At 73.0% G+C, this 14,347-nt stretch carries 15 protein-coding genes; 9 read left to right on the top strand and 6 right to left on the bottom strand.

Translation table 11 applies throughout. The features are described 5' to 3' along the window. Positions 1-123: 123 nt before the first annotated feature. A complete protein-coding gene (locus tag ADK52_RS23575; RefSeq protein ID WP_053691829.1) occupies positions 124-1,593 on the top strand; it encodes a catalase in 1,470 nt (489 codons plus the stop codon). A 58-nt stretch (positions 1,594-1,651) separates the two neighbouring features. Here ADK52_RS23575 and ADK52_RS23570 read toward each other — a convergent pair whose 3' ends face one another. Further along, on the bottom strand, positions 1,652-2,047 hold the full coding sequence (locus ADK52_RS23570) for a cyclic nucleotide-binding/CBS domain-containing protein (RefSeq protein WP_048477493.1): 396 nt from the start codon (positions 2,045-2,047) through the stop codon (positions 1,652-1,654). 146 nt (positions 2,048-2,193) lie between these two features. Continuing rightward, positions 2,194-3,000 (bottom strand): histidinol-phosphatase, encoded by an 807-nt coding sequence (gene hisN, locus ADK52_RS23565; RefSeq protein WP_053691828.1) that lies wholly within the window; start codon positions 2,998-3,000, stop codon positions 2,194-2,196. Positions 3,001-3,150: 150 nt separating this feature from the next. Here hisN and ADK52_RS23560 point away from each other — a divergent pair, with 150 nt between their 5' ends. Further along, positions 3,151-3,723, top strand: coding sequence for a TetR/AcrR family transcriptional regulator (locus ADK52_RS23560; RefSeq protein WP_053691827.1), 573 nt, complete (start codon positions 3,151-3,153; stop codon positions 3,721-3,723). Here the strand turns inward: ADK52_RS23560 and ADK52_RS23555 are convergent. From ADK52_RS23555 to ADK52_RS23540, 4 genes are all read right to left on the bottom strand, one after another. After that, positions 3,689-4,012 carry a DMT family transporter gene (locus ADK52_RS23555; RefSeq protein ID WP_030153546.1) on the bottom strand — a complete coding sequence of 108 codons (324 nt, stop codon included), beginning with the start codon at positions 4,010-4,012 and terminating at the stop codon, positions 3,689-3,691. The two genes, ADK52_RS23560 and ADK52_RS23555, sit on opposite strands and share 35 nt — an antisense overlap. 91 nt (positions 4,013-4,103) lie before the next feature. Then, positions 4,104-5,114 carry a ribosome small subunit-dependent GTPase A gene (rsgA, locus tag ADK52_RS23550; protein WP_053691826.1) on the bottom strand — a complete coding sequence of 337 codons (1,011 nt, stop codon included), beginning with the start codon at positions 5,112-5,114 and terminating at the stop codon, positions 4,104-4,106. A gap of 9 nt (positions 5,115-5,123) precedes the next feature. After that, positions 5,124-6,461, bottom strand: a complete 1,338-nt coding sequence (gene aroA, locus ADK52_RS23545; protein ID WP_053691825.1) for a 3-phosphoshikimate 1-carboxyvinyltransferase — start codon at positions 6,459-6,461, stop codon at positions 5,124-5,126. A gap of 117 nt (positions 6,462-6,578) precedes the next feature. Further along, on the bottom strand, positions 6,579-7,304 hold the full coding sequence (locus ADK52_RS23540; protein ID WP_182508556.1) for a M50 family metallopeptidase: 726 nt from the start codon (positions 7,302-7,304) through the stop codon (positions 6,579-6,581). Positions 7,305-7,357: 53 nt separating this feature from the next. Here ADK52_RS23540 and ADK52_RS23535 point away from each other — a divergent pair, with 53 nt between their 5' ends. From ADK52_RS23535 to ADK52_RS23505, 7 genes are all read left to right on the top strand, one after another. After that, positions 7,358-8,173, top strand: coding sequence for an SOS response-associated peptidase (locus tag ADK52_RS23535; protein ID WP_053691824.1), 816 nt, complete (start codon positions 7,358-7,360; stop codon positions 8,171-8,173). Positions 8,174-8,234: 61 nt separating this feature from the next. Next, entirely contained in the window at positions 8,235-8,900 is a 666-nt protein-coding gene (locus ADK52_RS23530; protein WP_053691823.1) for an alpha/beta family hydrolase, read from the top strand. A 353-nt stretch (positions 8,901-9,253) separates the two neighbouring features. Then, positions 9,254-9,898, top strand: a complete 645-nt coding sequence (locus ADK52_RS23525; RefSeq protein ID WP_030153556.1) for a sigma-70 family RNA polymerase sigma factor — start codon at positions 9,254-9,256, stop codon at positions 9,896-9,898. Next, positions 9,895-10,197 (top strand): mycothiol system anti-sigma-R factor, encoded by a 303-nt coding sequence (gene rsrA / locus ADK52_RS23520; protein ID WP_053691822.1) that lies wholly within the window; start codon positions 9,895-9,897, stop codon positions 10,195-10,197. The genes ADK52_RS23525 and rsrA overlap by 4 nt, the downstream gene beginning before the upstream one ends. A gap of 151 nt (positions 10,198-10,348) precedes the next feature. Further along, positions 10,349-11,830: an HD-GYP domain-containing protein gene (locus ADK52_RS23515; RefSeq protein WP_053691821.1), complete on the top strand. Its 1,482-nt coding sequence runs from the start codon at positions 10,349-10,351 to the stop codon at positions 11,828-11,830. Then, positions 11,827-13,218 (top strand): HD domain-containing protein, encoded by a 1,392-nt coding sequence (locus ADK52_RS23510; protein ID WP_053691820.1) that lies wholly within the window; start codon positions 11,827-11,829, stop codon positions 13,216-13,218. Before ADK52_RS23515 ends, ADK52_RS23510 begins: the two co-directional genes overlap by 4 nt. 105 nt (positions 13,219-13,323) lie before the next feature. Then, a complete protein-coding gene (locus ADK52_RS23505; RefSeq protein WP_053691846.1) occupies positions 13,324-14,334 on the top strand; it encodes a tetratricopeptide repeat protein in 1,011 nt (336 codons plus the stop codon). The last annotated feature ends 13 nt before the right edge of the window (positions 14,335-14,347 follow it).

Below are 14,347 nucleotides of genomic sequence, written 5' to 3'. Positions count from 1 at the left end.
CAGTGAGGGATTCGGTGTAACTCCCGAACCTGTGTGGACTTGGAACCTTGCTTGACTTAGACAAAGTCCATCGTAGGATCGAGTACGACAAGGGCCAAGGACAGGCACAGGCACATGGCAGGAATGACGCAGGAGGCGCACGTGACGCAGGGACCGCTCACCACGGAGGCCGGGGCTCCGGTCGCCGACAACCAGAACAGCGAGACGGCCGGCGTCGGAGGCCCCGTCCTGGTCCAGGACCAGCTGCTCCTGGAGAAGCTGGCCCACTTCAACCGCGAGCGCATACCGGAGCGCGTGGTGCACGCCCGCGGCGCCGGTGCGTACGGCACCTTCACCCTCACCCGTGACGTCTCGCAGTGGACCCGGGCGAAGTTCCTGTCCGAGGTCGGCAAGCAGACCGAAACGTTCCTGCGCTTCTCCACCGTCGCGGGCAACCTCGGTGCGGCCGACGCGGTGCGCGACCCCCGCGGCTGGGCGCTGAAGTTCTACACCGAAGAGGGCAACTACGACCTCGTCGGCAACAACACCCCGGTGTTCTTCATCAAGGACGCCATCAAGTTCCCGGACTTCATCCACACCCAGAAGCGCGACCCGTACACCGGCTCGCAGGAGGCGGACAACGTCTGGGACTTCTGGGGTCTGTCGCCCGAATCCACCCACCAGGTGACCTGGCTCTTCGGCGACCGCGGCATCCCGGCGTCCTACCGCCACATGAACGGCTACGGCTCGCACACGTTCCAGTGGAACAACGAGGCCGGCGAGGTCTTCTGGGTCAAGTACCACTTCAAGACCGACCAGGGCATCAAGAACCTCACCCAGGCCGAGGCCAACAAGCTCGCCGGCGAGGACCCCGACTCCCACCAGCGCGACCTGCGCGAGTCCATCGAGCGCGGCGACTTCCCGACCTGGACCGTGCAGGTCCAGATCATGCCGGCGGCCGACGCGGCGCAGTACCGCTTCAACCCGTTCGACCTCACCAAGGTGTGGCCGCACGAGGACTACCCGCCGGTCGAGATCGGCAAGCTGGAGCTCAACCGCAACCCGGAGAACGTCTTCGCCGAGGTCGAGCAGTCCATCTTCAGCCCGGCGCACTTCGTCCCCGGCATCGGTCCGTCCCCGGACAAGATGCTCCAGGGCCGTCTCTTCGCCTACGGCGACGCCCACCGCTACCGCGTCGGCATCAACGCCGACCACCTGCCGGTGAACCGCCCGCACGCCACCGAGGCGCGCACCAACTCCCGTGACGGCTTCCTGTACGACGGCCGCCACAAGGGAGCGAAGAACTACGAGCCGAACAGCTTCGGCGGCCCGTTCCAGACGGACCGCCCGCTGTGGCAGTCCACCCCGGTCACCGGCGGCACGGGCAACCACGCCGCCCCGGTCCACTCCGAGGACAGCGACTTCGTCCAGGCGGGCGACCTCTACCGCCTGATGTCCGAGGAGGAGCGGTCCCGTCTGATCGAGAACCTGTCCGGCTTCATCGCCAAGGTCTCCCGTGACGACATCGCCGAGCGCGCGATCGACAACTTCCGCCAGGCGGACGGTGACTTCGGCAAGCGGCTGGAGGCCGCGGTCCAGGCCCTTCGCGGCTGACGGATCCGCTCGCCGAGAGTTGAAGGGCCGGACCCCCTCGGGGTCCGGCCCTCCGGCTTTACGCCGGTACGGTGCTGCGCCGCGCCGGGACCCAGCAGCGGATCACGTCCCGTACGGACACGATGCCGACGGGGCCGCCGTGCTCCAGCACGATCAGATGGCGGAAGCCGCCGCGGACCATCGCCTCGGCGGCCTCCTGGACGGTGGCCTGCGGGGTGCAGAACACCACGTTGTTGGTGGTGTGCGCGCCCACGGACTCCCGGTCGGGATCGTGGCCCGCACCGATGGAGTTGAGGATGTCGCGTTCGGTCAGGATGCCGATGCCGCTGTGGTCGGGATCGAGGACGACGGCTGCGCCGACCCGGCGGCCGGACATCAGGCAGGCCGCCTGCCGGAGGGTGTGGGCGGGTCCGAGGGTGAGGATCACGGTGCTCATGGCGTCGCGGACGAGCATGAAGGGAGCCACCTCCTGGGGAGTGTCCTCCGCGCACTTAGAGAAGGTCTTCACAAGCGCACAAGCGGAGGAGTCTCAGATTCCCATGGGTACGCAGAGTCATCAAGAGGGCGCACCCGGTCGTCCGGGTGCAGGACCCGTACGGCTCAGTCGCGCGGGCGCAGATACCCCAGCATCTCCTCGTGCAACAGCCCGTTCGAGGCGGCCGCGTTCCCGCCGTGCACACCCTCCACGCCGTCCAGGCTCGTGAACCGGCCGCCCGCCTCCTGGACCACGACCGCGATGGCCGCCATGTCCCACAGGTTCAGCTCCGGCTCGGCGCACAGGTCCAGCGAGCCCTCCGCGACCATCATGTACGGCCAGAAGTCGCCGTAGCCGCGGGTGCGCCAGCACTGCCGGGTCAGGTCCAGGAAGCCGGGGAGCCGGCCCTGCTCCTCCCAGCCGCTCAGCGAGGAGTACGCGAACGAGGCGTCGCCGAGGGCGCCCACCTTCGAGACCCCGAGCGGAACGGGCGCAGCGCCCAGCGCACCGCCGGCGTACGCGCCCCCGCCCTGCGCCGCCCACCAGCGGCGGCCCAGCGCCGGTGCCGAGACCACGCCGACCACGGGCCGGAAGGCCCCGTCGGAGCCCTCCTCCATCAGCGAGATCAGCGTCGCCCAGACGGGGACGCCGCGCACGTAGTTCTTCGTGCCGTCGATCGGGTCCACGACCCAGCGGCGCGGGCCGCTGCCCTTGAGCCCGTACTCCTCGCCCAGGATGGCGTCGGCGGGCCGCGCGGCCTCGATCCCGGCCCGGACGATCTCCTCGGCGGCCTTGTCGGCCTCGCTCACCGGGGTCATGTCCGGCTTCGTCTCGACCAACAGGTCGAGGGCGCGGAACCGCTGCATCGTGGCGGCGTCCGCCGCGTCGGCGAGCTCAAGGGCGAGGCGGAGGTCATCGTCATACTCGGGCATGCTCGAACAGTATCGGGACCGCCCGGACCCGGCGAACGGCGTCCACGGTGCGACCCCCGGGCGCCCTTGACAGGATCTGTCGGTCCGTCAACTCTGGCGGGGAAGCCGAGCGGGGAATCGGAGCGGGGGAAGTCGAGCGGGGAGGCGCGCATGCCGGCAGCCCGGGAGTCCTTGCTGGAAGCGGCGGGAACGGCGCTCTTGGCGCGCCCCTGGCCGTCCGTGCGGATGGTCGACGTGGCCGCCACCGCCGGGGTGTCCCGGCAGACCCTCTACAACGAGTTCGGCGGCAAGGCGGGCCTGGGCAGGGCCCTGGTGCGGCGCGAGGCCGACTGGTACCTCGAAGGGGTGGACCGGGTCCTGCGCTCCCCGGCCGCCACCGCCGAGCGCCTCGCCTCGGTCGCGGAGTGGACCGTACGGGCCGCCCGCGCGCGTCCCCTCGTACGGGCGCTGCTGACGGGGTGCTGGGACGGGAACTTACCCACGCCGCCCGGGCAGGGGGTGCGGCCCGGAGTACCGGCCCCCGGGCCCGGGGAGCTGGCCCGGGCCGTCCGCGACCGGGCCTCGGCCACGCTCAGCCCGGGGGAGGGGGCGCAGTACTGCGAACTCGCCGTACGCCTCGCGCTCTCGTACGTGATAGCGCCGGGCGAGGAGCCGGGGCTGGGGGAGCTGATGCGGCTGCTGCGCCTGCTCAGTGAGCCGAACCGGACAGCTGGAGGCCGATGACGCCCAGGATGACCAGCGAGATCGAGACGAGTTTGAGGGTCGAGACGAGGTCGCCGAGGAAGACCATGCCGTAGATGGCCGTTCCGGCGGCCCCGATGCCCGTCCACACCGCGTAGGCCGGGCCCACGTCGAGCTTCTTCAGGGCCAGGGTCAGCAGCCCGAAGCTGCCGAGGGCGAAGGCGGCGAAGGCGATGGTCGGCCACAGCCGGGTGAACCCGTGCGACAGCTTGAGGCACACCGCGAAACCGGTCTCCAGGATTCCGGCGACGACCACCAGCAGCCAGGCCATGGCGAATGCCTCCCCGCGTCAGGTGACGTCGTGTCACGTGGTGCGATTATGCATTTACCAGGCCTGGCGGGCGGCAAACCCCGCCGGACGATCAGTCTCCTTCGCGGCGCTCGCGGGTCTCCAGGAGCCGCCGCAGCGAGTACAGGCGGGCCGGATCCGCGTGGCCGTCCTCCACCCACTTGTCGAGCGCGCAGTCCTGCTCGTCGTGGCTGCAGGCCCGCGGGCACTCCTCCGTACCGGGAACGAGATCCGGGAAGGCCAGGATCACCCGGGACGGGTCCACGTGGTGCAGACCGAAGGAGCGCACGCCCGGGGTGTCGATGACCCAGCCGTCACCGCCCGGCAGCGGCAGCGCGAGCGCCGAGGTGGTGGTGTGCCGGCCGCGGCCGGTCACCGCGTTGACGTGCCCGGTGGCACGCTGGCGGCCCTCGGCGACCAGCGAGTTGACCAGGGTGGTCTTGCCGACGCCCGAGTGGCCGACGAAGGCGGTGATCCGGCCGTTCAGGCGCTCGCGCACCCGGTCGGCGGCGTCGCCCGTCGCCAGCTCCTCGCGGTTGGTCACCACGTAGTTCAGGCCGAACGTGGAGTAGATCTCCAGGATCTTGTCCGCGGAGGTCAGGTCCGACTTCGTGAGGACCAGCAGCGGCTCCAGCCCGGCGTCGTACGCGGCCACCAGACAGCGGTCGATCATCCGGGGCCGCGGCTCCGGATCGGCCAGCGCCGTGACGATCGCCAGCTGGTCCGCGTTGGCGACGACCACCCGCTCGTACGGGTCGTCGTCGTCCGCGGTGCGCCGCAGGACGGACTTGCGCTCCTCGATCCGCACGATCCGCGCGAGGGTGTCCTTCTTGCCGGTCAGATCGCCGACGATCCAGACCCGGTCGCCGACCACGGCCGCCTTGCGGCCCAGCTCGCGGGCCTTCATCGCGTGGATGGTGCGGCCGTCGACCAGGCAGGTCAGCCGCCCGCGGTCGACGGTCAGGACGAAGCCCTCGGCCGCGTCCTCGTGCTTGGGCCGGATGGTGGTCCGGGGCCGGTTGCCCTTGGGGTTGGGCCGCTGGCGGATGTCGTCCTCGTCGGTGTGCTTGCCGTACCTGCGCATGACGGGGCCCTACGCTCCCGCTCCCGAGAGCATGTCTGTCCACATCTTCGGGAAGTCCGGCAGGGTCTTCGCGGTCGTCGCCACGTTCTCGATCTGCACGCCCTCCACCGCCAGGCCGATCACCGCGCCCGCGGTGGCCATCCGGTGGTCGTCGTAGGTGTGGAACACGCCGCCGTGCAGCGGGCGCGGGCGGATGTGCAGGCCGTCGGCGGTCTCCGTGACCTCGCCGCCGAGCCCGTTGATCTCCGCGGTCAGCGCGGCCAGCCGGTCCGTCTCGTGCAGCCGCAGGTGCGCCACCCCGCGCAGGGTGGACGGGGAGTCGGCCAGCGCCGCGACGGCCGCGATGCCGGGGGTGAGCTCGCCGACCTCGCCGAGGTCCACGTCGATGCCGTGGATCTTGCCGCTGCCGGTGAAGACCAGGCCCGCGCCGGTCAGCTCACAGGAGCCGCCCATCTCCGTGAAGATCCGGCGCAGCTCGTCGCCGGGCTGCGTGGTGCGGCGCGGCCAGTCCGGGATGGTGACCGTACCGCCGGTGATCAGGGCGGCCGCCAGGAACGGCTGCGCGTTCGACAGGTCCGGCTCCACGACCACGTCACGGCCCAGCAGCGCGCTCGGCGCGACCCGCCACACGTTCGGCTCGCCACCCGCCTCGGGGGTGTCGACCTGGGCGCCCGCCGCGCGCAGCATCTCCACCGTCATCCGGATGTGCGGCATCGACGGCAGCGTGGTGCCGGTGTGCCGCACCTCGACGCCCTGGTTGAAGCGGGGGCCCGACAGCAGCAGCGCCGAGACGAACTGCGAGGAGTTGGAGGCGTCGATCTCGACGACGCCGCCCTCCAGTGCCCCGCCGCCCTGGACGGTCAGCGGCAGCGCGCCCCGGCCGTCGTCGTCGATCCGGGCGCCGAGGGTGCGCAGGGCGCTGATGACCTGGCCGAGCGGGCGCTCGTAGGAGCGCGGGTCGCCGTCGAAGCGGATGTCGCCGGCGGCCAGGGTGGCGACGGGCGGCAGGAAGCGCATGACGGTGCCCGCGTTGCCGACGTCGACGGTGGCCGGGCCGTGCAGCGCGGCCGGGATGACCCGCCAGGCCTCGCCGCCGGCGCCGTCGCCGGAGCTGGAGGAGGCGGTCTCCTCGATGCCGACGCCGAGCGCGCGCAGGGCGTCCGACATCAGCTGCGAGTCGCGCGAGCGCAGCGGGCGGCGCACCCAGCCCGGCTCGGCGGCGAGCGCGGCGAGGACGAGGGCGCGGTTGGTGACCGACTTCGACCCGGGCACGGTGACGGTGGCGTGGACGGTGCCGTCGGCGAGCGGAGCGGGCCAGAGGGCGGGGAGCGCGGGGGTCTCGGTCATGGCCCCCACTTTAGTGGCTCGCCCCGGGCCCAGATCTTGATCGCACGCTGGTCTCGGAGGTTGGACGCGGAGGCCGGACGCGGAGGCCGGACCCGGCGGTCGGACGAGGAGGCCGGCTCAGAGGCCGAGGAGCCAGCGCCCGCCGCCGATCAGCGAGCACAGCGCGACGGCGTGGAAGAGGAGCAGCCAGGCCACCGGGTGGACGTGCGTGAGCCGCCCCAGCTGGTCCGCGTCGGAATCGGGCGCCCCGCCGTGACGGCGCTTGGCCCCCAGCTCGAAGACCGGCCGGACCCCGCCCAGCAGCAGGAACCACACCACCAGGTACGCGAAGACCGCCTGGACCTCGGCCGGGGCGAGCCAGGAGACCAGGACGAACGCGGCGCCGGACAGCACCACCGTCAGGGCGCCGTACGCGTTCCGGATCATCACCAGCATCGCGAGCAGCAGCGCGGTGGCCGCCCACAGCAGCAGCGTGATCCGGTGGGCCGACAGCAGCGCGGCCCCGCCCAGCCCGAGCAGGGAGGGCGCCGTGTACCCGGCCGCGGCGGTCAGGATCATCCCGAGCCCGGTCGGCTTGCCGCGGCTGACGGTGACCCCGCTGGTGTCGGAGTGCAGCCGTATCCCGTCCAGGCGCCGCCCGGTCAGCAGCGCCAGCAGCCCGTGGCCTCCCTCGTGGGCGATGGTCACGGCGTTGCGGGACAGCCGCCACAGCGGGCGCGGTCCCACGGCGGCCAGGGCGACCACGCCCGTCACGATCACCAGCCACAGTGCCGGCGGGGTCTGTATGCCCGTGAGCCGGTCCCACAGGCCGGCGGTCGTGGTGCTGTCCGTGGAGCTGTTCATGGAGTGGCGGACTCCTTGCGGTGGTGGGCGGGTGGGATGGCAGTCTGGCAGCCATGTGCGGACGGTATGCAGCGAGTCGTCGGCCGGAGGACCTGGTGGAGGCCTTCGGCATCGAGAAGTGGGAGCCCGAGGAGACCCTGGCACCCGACTGGAACGTGGCGCCGACGAAGGAGGTCCACGTCGTCCTCGACCGTCCCGTGAAAGACGCTCCGGACCCGCGTCCGGTTCGTCAGCTGCGCACGGTGAGGTGGGGGCTCGTCCCCTCCTGGGCCCAGAACGCCGACGGCGCCGCCCGGATGATCAACGCCCGCTCCGAGACGGTGGCCGAGAAGCCCTCCTTCCGCCGCCCCTTCGCGCAGCGCCGCTGCATCGTCCCCGCCGACGGCTACTACGAGTGGGTCACCGCCCACGACGAGCGGCAGCTGGAGGTCGAGGGCAAGAAGAAGCGGGCCCGCAAGCAGCCCTACTTCGTGCTCCCCGCCGACGGCTCCGTCTTCGCCATGGCCGGGATATACGAGTTCTGGCGCGATCCGACGCTCCCCGGCGACCACCCGCAGGCCTGGTGGGCGACCTGCTCGGTGATCACCGCCGAGGCCGAGACCGGGCCGCTGGGCGTGGCCCCCGCCGAGGGGCCGGCCTCGCTCGCCGAGATCCACCCCCGGATGCCGCTGATGCTGACCCCGGACCGCTGGGACGCCTGGCTGGACCCGGCCCGGACCGACACCGACGAACTCCAGGCGCTGCTCGCGCCGCCGCCGGGCGGGCTGATGCGCGCGTACCCGGTGTCCACCGCCGTCAGCAACGTCCGCAACAACGGGCCGGAGCTGCTCCACGAGCTGGCCGCGCCGGAGGAGGCCACGCTCTTCTAGCCCGTCTCATCGGGACCGCGCCTCGCCCGGCCGGGCCCGGGGCCCGGGCAGGATGGGCGGCATGACCACGCGTACGCGCACCGAGAGCGTCGACACCCCGGCGGGCGAGGCCCGCATCACCTGGCATCCCGTACCCGCCCGTACGGCCGCCCGCCTCGTGCTGGCCGTCAGCCACGGCGCCGGCGGCGGGATCGAGGCCCGCGACCTCGTGGCCCTGGCCGCCGCCCTGCCCGCCCACGGGGTCACCGTGGCGCTCGTCGAGCAGCCGTGGCGGGTCGCCGGGAAGAAGGTGGCCGCCGCGCCCAAGGTGCTGGACGAGGGCTGGCGGGGCCTGTGGCCCGCGCTGGCGAAGCCCGGACCGCCGGTGGTGGCGGGCGGCCGCAGCGCCGGCGCCCGGGTGGCCTGCCGGACCGCCGCCGAGCTGGGGGCGGCCGCGGTGCTGGCCCTGGCGTTCCCGCTGCACCCGCCGGGCCGGCCCGAGAAGTCCCGGGCCGGGGAGCTCACCGGCGCCGGGCGGCCCACCCTGGTGGTCCAGGGCGGCCGGGACCCCTTCGGGCGGCCGGAGGAGTTCCCGCCGCCGACCGCGCACGCACCGTACGAACTGGTGGAGGTCCCGCACGCCGATCACGGTTTCGCCGTGCCGAAGAAGGCGGACCTGACCCAGGACGAGGCCCTCACGGTGATCACCGGGGCCGTCGCCGCCTGGCTCGCCGGGCTGCCCCTCTGACGGACGCGGCCGTCGCAGCGGGGCCAGGGGTCCGCGGACCGGGACGGCCCCGCGGTGATCCGCGTCACACCCCGGGCGCACACCTGACAGAGGCCGTGGAACCGGCCCCCGCCGGGGAATGCGCGGCCCGACCCTTCTGTTGTGCGGAATGTCAGAAAGCACGGGATCAGTCGGAGGAGAGGGACCGCATGACCCAGGTCATCAGCCAGCACCGTCCGCAGGCGGCAGGCCTGGACTGGACGGTCCTGCCCGCGCCCAAGCGCCGCCCGCTTCAGGCGGCGGAGGGCCGGGATGGTCGACTATTCTCCGATTCGAGCGGGTCCGCTTTCGGAGCCGTCACGCAGTCGGAGGAGGTGGGTCCTGTCGCTGGGACCGACGAAGGCCACGCGGAGGAGACGACCGCGGAGCGCAACGCGCGCTTCGAGAGGGACGCCCTCGGCTACCTCGACCAGATGTACTCGGCCGCGCTGCGCATGACGCGCAATCCGGCCGACGCCGAGGACCTGGTCCAGGAGACGTATGCGAAGGCATACGCGTCCTTCCACCAGTTCCGCGAGGGCACCAACCTCAAGGCATGGCTCTACCGCATTCTGACCAACACGTTCATCAACTCCTACCGCAAGAAGCAGCGTGAACCGCAGCGCAGCGCGGCGGAGGAGATCGAGGACTGGCAGCTGGCGCGCGCCGAGTCGCACATGTCGACGGGCCTTCGTTCCGCCGAATCGCAGGCGCTCGACCACCTGCCCGATTCGGATGTGAAGGAAGCGCTCCAGGCCATTCCGGAGGAGTTCCGCATCGCGGTCTATCTCGCCGACGTAGAGGGCTTTGCGTACAAGGAGATCGCGGACATCATGGGTACACCCATCGGTACGGTCATGTCCCGACTGCACCGTGGCCGCCGTCAACTCCGCGGAATGCTGGAGGACTATGCCCGTGAGCGCGGGCTGGTCCCCGCCGGCGCGGGAGAGTCGAACGACCTGAAAGGCTCGGGCTCATGAGCTGCGGAGAGCCGCACGAGACGGATTGCTCTGAGGTCCTGGACCACTTGTACGAGTTCCTGGACCACGAGATGCCGGACAGTGATTGCACGAAGTTCGAGACGCACTTCGGCGAATGCAATCCCTGCCTGGAGAAGTACGGCCTCGAACAGGCCGTCAAGAAGCTGGTGAAGCGCTGCTGCGGTTCGGACGACGTGCCGACCGACCTGCGCTCGAAGGTCATGGGACGGATCGAGCTGATCCGTTCCGGCCAGGCGATCCCCGATCACGACGTGACCGCGGATCCCGCCACCGGCTGATCGAACAACCACCCCTGGAAGCCGATTCGTTCACTCGAAGGTGCTAATCCGGGGGTGCCCGTACGGCGCAATACGAAAATGTGGCCCCCTGTGCGAGGGGGCCCACTTATTCTCCCCAAACGGTGTGCACGGCACAGGGGAGGAGAGCGCCATGCGGGTACTTCCGCCGGCGGCGTGTCCCCGACTCCTGTGGGCCGTCATCCTCGGCGCCGTGCTCGCGGCATGCGCCTGCACCGCTCCGGCCTTCACCGGCTCCGGCACCCCCTGGCCGGCTGTCGCGCTGCTCGCCTTCCTCTACCTCGGCTGTGAACTGGTCAGGATCTGCCCGCTGCCGGGCAACCGGATCCGGGTCCCCGAGGGCAACGGCTCGTTCTTCCCCGTGCTGCTCGCCGCCGTCTTCCTGCTGCCCCCGGCCGCCGCCGCGCTCGTCGCGCTGCCCGGCGCCTTCGCCCAGCCGGTGGTCCGGCGGCCGGCCGGGGTCCGGCGCGTGTGGCACGCGGCGCAGCAGGCCGTCGCCGCCTGGGCCGCGGGGCGGACGTTCGGGCTGCTGGGCGGCGCTCCTTCGGACGGCCGGCTGGCCGACTTCCCGTACGCGCTGCTGCCCGCGGCCGCCGCGGCCGCCGCCTTCTGCCTCGTACTGGCCGCCCTCGACGGGGGCGTGCTGGCCGCCGCCGAACGCCGGCCCGTGCGCACGGCCTGGCGCGGGCTGCTCACCCGCTCCCTCGTCCCGCACTGCGTGCACGGCCTCGCCGGGCTGATGATGGCCGTCCTGTGGCGCAGCCCGTACGGGCTCCCGGCCGCGCTGCTCGTCCTGCTGCCGATGTACATCTCCTGCTGGGTCTTCGCCCAGTACCACCGCGAACGGGCCGCCCACCAGGCCACGATCCGGGCGCTCGTCCAGGCCGTCGAGCTCAAGGACCGCTACACGCGCGGCCACGGCGAGCGCGTCGGCCAGGCCTCCGCGATGATCGCCCGCGAGCTGGGCATGGACGGGGACCGGCTCGAAGTCGTCCGCATCGCCGGGATCCTGCACGACGTCGGCAAGCTCGGCGTCCCGACCCGGCTGCTGCGCAAGGACGGCCCGCTGACCCCCGAGGAGCGGCGGGTCATCGAGCTGCATCCCGAGTACGGGCACGAGATGGTGCGCGGCATCGGGTTCCTGGGCGAGGCCCGGTCCGCGATCCTGCACCACCACGAGCGGGTCGACGGCTCCGGATACCCGTACGGGCTGACCGGTGAGCAGATCCCGGTGCCGGCCCGGGTGGTGGCGGTGGCCGACGCCTTCGACGCGATGACCTCGACCCGCTCGTACAGCCGGGCCCGGCCGGTGCCGGTGGCCCTGGCCGAGCTGGAACGGTGCGCCGGGGCCCACTTCGACCCGGTGATGGTGCACGCGCTGGTCGAGGCGATCGGCCGGGACGGCTGGCACCCGGTGGTCACGGCGGACGAGGACGACCTCCAGGTGATCCCGGCCGGTTCCGCCCCCGGCCGCGCGGCGGCGGCGCCCGACGCCGCGGCCCCGGACCCCGGCGGGTCCGCGCTGTCCGGGCTCCCGGCCCAGGGCGCCCGGACGCGCGTACGGACCGTGGACCCGCGCACCGGGCGGGAACCGGACGGCGGGGGCGGGGCGTGAGAGGGCGGGGCGCGAGGGGCACGGCGCTCGGGAGCGCGGTCGTCTGGGGGGTGCGCGGGGCCGCCGTGGTGCTCACCCTGGCCGGGCTCGGGCACACCCTGTGGAACGGCGTCGTCGAGCCCGGCACCGCCCTGGCCTTCGGCGCCCTCATCGCCTGCGGCGAGCTCGCCCGCCGCGACAGCCGGGGCGCCCGGGACCCGCGCGGCCCCCGTGGCGCCCACGACCGCCGGGACACCTGGGGCGCCCGGGATGCCTGGGCCCCTGCAGCGGCCGCAGCCGCACCGGACGCGGCCGATGGCCGCCGGCCCGCGCCGCTGGCCTTCGCCGGCGCCCTCGCGTACGCCCTGCTCGGCCCGGACGCCGCCGAGCCCACCCACCACGGGGTGCTCCAGATCGTCACCGTCGTCGCCGCCGCGGCGCTGGCCGGGCTCGTCCCGCACATCGCCCGCGGCCGTGCTCCCGGCGCCGACCACCTGGCCCGCCGGGTCCTCACCGTCGCCTTCGCCGCGGTCTGCTTCCAGCCGCTCTACAATTCCGGCCGGCTGGAGCACGGGATCGGGCAGGGCCCGTACCTCGTCCTCTTCCTGCTCCTCCTGCTCGGCCTCACCGCCCTGTGCGACGCCGTGCTCGCCGCCGCCCAGGCCCGCGCCCGCACGGGCTGGCCGTACGGGCCCCTGCTGCGCGACGAGCTGCGCGCCCAGCTCGGCATCGGCTCGGCGATCTGCGCCACCGGGGTCGTCATGGCCCTCGGCGTGGCCGTCGCCGGCCTGTGGGCCCTGCCCGTCTTCTGCGTGCCCCTGCTGCTGACCCAGCTGTCCTTCCACCGGATCACCGCGATCCGCACCACCTACCGCCAGACGATCACCTCCCTGGCCCGGGCCACCGAGATCGCCGGGTACACCCGCCCGGGGCACTCCCGCCGGGTGGCCGCCCTGAGCTGCGCCGTCGGCCGGGAGCTGGGCCTGTCGGAGCGGGAGCTCACGGTGCTGGAGTACGCCGCCCTCATGCACGACATCGGCCAGCTCTCCCTCGTCGACCCCGTCCGGGCCGGGGCCACCGCCGGGCTGCCCGCCGCCGAGGCCCGCCGGATCGCCGCGCTCGGCGGGGACGTGGCCCGCCAGACCGGGGTGCCCGCCGAGGTGGCCGTCATCGTGGAGCGGCAGGCCGACCCGTACCGGGAGCAGCCGGCCCTGGCGCGCATCGTGCGGGCGGTCAACGCGTACGACGACCTGCTCGGGGGTACCCGTCACCCGGGCGGCCCCCTCGCCGCCCTGGAGCAGCTGCGGCTGGGTACCGGGCGCGACTACCAGCCCGAGGTCGTGGAGTGTCTCGCAAGGGTTCTGGCCAGGGACGGACGTGACAGAGTTGTTCCCGTCCCACCTGGGTAACCCATGGGTAATGAGCGGCCGTCCGAGTGGGCATGGTTGGATGCCAGTAGGAGTGTCCGTGAGGGTGTCCGCAAGGCTGCACCGTTGGACCGGCAGGCGGGAATCGTGAGGATCTTCGGGAAGGTACGGCATCGGCCCTCCGCCTCGTGGCGGCAGGCCACCGACCGCGCGTTCACGCTGATCGGCGACGGGCGGTACGAGGACGCGGGTGCGCTGCTGACCAGAGCCGCGGACCTGGAGCCCTGGCTGTCCGAGTCCTGGTTCAACCTCGCCCTGCTGCACAAGTTCCGGCACGACTGGGAGCAGGCGCGGGCCGCCGGACTGCGCGCCGTGGCCCTGCTGGACCGCGAGACCGGCGCCCCGGACTGGTGGAACGTCGGGATCGCCGCGACCGCGCTGCAGGACTGGCCGCTGGCCCGCCGGGCCTGGCAGGCGTACGGGCTGAAGGTGCCCGGGGACCCGCACGGCTCGGGCACCCACCCCGCGAAGGGCAGCGGCGAACCGGTCGGCATGGAGCTCGGCAGCGCCGCCGTCCGGTTGTCCCCCGAGGGGGAGGCCGAGGTGGTCTGGGGCCGCCGGCTGGACCCGGCCCGCATGGAGGTCCTGTCGATCCCGCTGCCCTCCTCGGGGCGGCGCTGGGGCGAGGTCGTCCTGCACGACGGGGTCCCGCACGGCGAGCGGGTCACCGCGGCCGGCCCCTCGTACCCGGTCTTCGACGAGATCGAGCTCTGGGCGCCCTCGCCGGTGCCGACCTGGGTGGTGCTGCTGGAGGCGGCCACCGAGGAGGACCGTGACGCGCTGGAGCAGCTGGCCTCGGACGCGGGCTTCGCCGCCGAGGACTGGTCGTCGTCGGTGCGATTGCTGTGCCGGACCTGCTCGGAGAGCGTGATGCCGAGCGGCGAGGGCGACGGGGAGCAGCTGGACCCGCACGACCACAGCGAACCGGGGCACCCCGGACCGCTGGGCCACCGTACGAACGGCTCCGGCCCGCTGTGGGTGCCGGAGCGCGAGTGCGGGATCGCGGCGCCGGCCGGCCTGGTGCGCGGACTGCTCGACGGCTGGGTCGCGGACAGCCCGGACACCCGTGAATGGCGGGATCTCGAAGAGGTCTGCTGACCCGGCACCGTAG

This window comes from Streptomyces sp. WM6372, assembly GCF_001279655.1.
GTDB lineage: Bacteria > Actinomycetota > Actinomycetes > Streptomycetales > Streptomycetaceae > Streptomyces.
This window is presented reverse-complemented; position numbering and strand designations above follow the sequence as displayed.

Bases quoted from the DNA above. Each gene is read 5' to 3' on its own strand.
- ADK52_RS23535 (WP_053691824.1), top strand. From the start codon at position 7,358: ATGTGCGGACGGTATGCAGCGAGTCGTCGGCCGGAGGACCTGGTGGAG.
- rsrA (WP_053691822.1), top strand. From the start codon at position 9,895: ATGAGCTGCGGAGAGCCGCACGAGACGGATTGCTCTGAGGTCCTGGAC.
- ADK52_RS23530 (WP_053691823.1), top strand. From the start codon at position 8,235: ATGACCACGCGTACGCGCACCGAGAGCGTCGACACCCCGGCGGGCGAG.
- aroA (WP_053691825.1), bottom strand. From the start codon at position 6,461: ATGACCGAGACCCCCGCGCTCCCCGCCCTCTGGCCCGCTCCGCTCGCC.
- ADK52_RS23575 (WP_053691829.1), top strand. From the start codon at position 124: ATGACGCAGGAGGCGCACGTGACGCAGGGACCGCTCACCACGGAGGCC.
- rsgA (WP_053691826.1), bottom strand. From the start codon at position 5,114: ATGCGCAGGTACGGCAAGCACACCGACGAGGACGACATCCGCCAGCGG.
- ADK52_RS23555 (WP_030153546.1), bottom strand. From the start codon at position 4,012: ATGGCCTGGCTGCTGGTGGTCGTCGCCGGAATCCTGGAGACCGGTTTC.
- ADK52_RS23570 (WP_048477493.1), bottom strand. From the start codon at position 2,047: ATGCTCGTCCGCGACGCCATGAGCACCGTGATCCTCACCCTCGGACCC.
- ADK52_RS23515 (WP_053691821.1), top strand. From the start codon at position 10,349: ATGCGGGTACTTCCGCCGGCGGCGTGTCCCCGACTCCTGTGGGCCGTC.
- ADK52_RS23560 (WP_053691827.1), top strand. From the start codon at position 3,151: ATGCCGGCAGCCCGGGAGTCCTTGCTGGAAGCGGCGGGAACGGCGCTC.
- hisN (WP_053691828.1), bottom strand. From the start codon at position 3,000: ATGCCCGAGTATGACGATGACCTCCGCCTCGCCCTTGAGCTCGCCGAC.
- ADK52_RS23540 (WP_182508556.1), bottom strand. From the start codon at position 7,304: ATGAACAGCTCCACGGACAGCACCACGACCGCCGGCCTGTGGGACCGG.